Source organism: Actinobacillus ureae ATCC 25976 (assembly GCF_000188255.1).
In the GTDB taxonomy this organism is placed as follows: Bacteria; Pseudomonadota; Gammaproteobacteria; order Enterobacterales; family Pasteurellaceae; genus Actinobacillus; species Actinobacillus ureae.
The window spans coordinates 1-564 of sequence record NZ_GL831104.1 but is presented as its reverse complement, the minus strand read 5'-3'; the positions used below and the strand labels follow the sequence as shown (position 1 = coordinate 564).

Genomic DNA, 564 nt, shown 5'->3' with positions numbered 1-564 from the left:
TTTATGCTACGTTTTAAACCCCAATAGGCGCTTCTTAATCGCTTGTGTTTAAACCGTTTGGCATTATGTTCTGAACGTTCATTAAAGTAAGTTTTATACTCATTCAACCATTGAAGTAATGCATGATTAAACGTCTCTTTTGTATGAGATTTAAGTGAATAGTACAGCTCCAATAACGCTTTCCCAGCCGGAGATTTGGGTGATTTCGTTAAATAAAATATCCCTCTCCCAACTTGATGAAAATGACACATCTAAGTTGGAATATCAGGATAAGCATTGAGTAATCCTCTCCTTCCATCGCAGGTAATCGATTGAATCTTAATGCCTTTTTCCATTAATTCTGATATGGCTTCGAAATAATACTGATTTTTCTCAACGGGAATAAAACGAAAGTAGACCGGTTTGGCAGAGAGTGTATCTACTAAAACCAATACGGCAAAACGCTGTTTAAAATGTGTGGTATCCATCACGATGTTAATGGTTTCGGGTAAAGGTTTTTGCTCAGCTTTTATGGATTTTTTGAAGATGCCTTCTGATAGTTCTTTCAGAACATTGATATTCAAT

The 564-nt window shown here is 35.8% G+C and carries 1 pseudogene; it reads right to left on the bottom strand.

What is annotated here, in order from left to right:
- Nucleotides 1-251: 251 nt before the first annotated feature.
- Nucleotides 252-564 (bottom strand): annotated as a pseudogene (locus HMPREF0027_RS13180) (hypothetical protein); the annotation flags it as partial.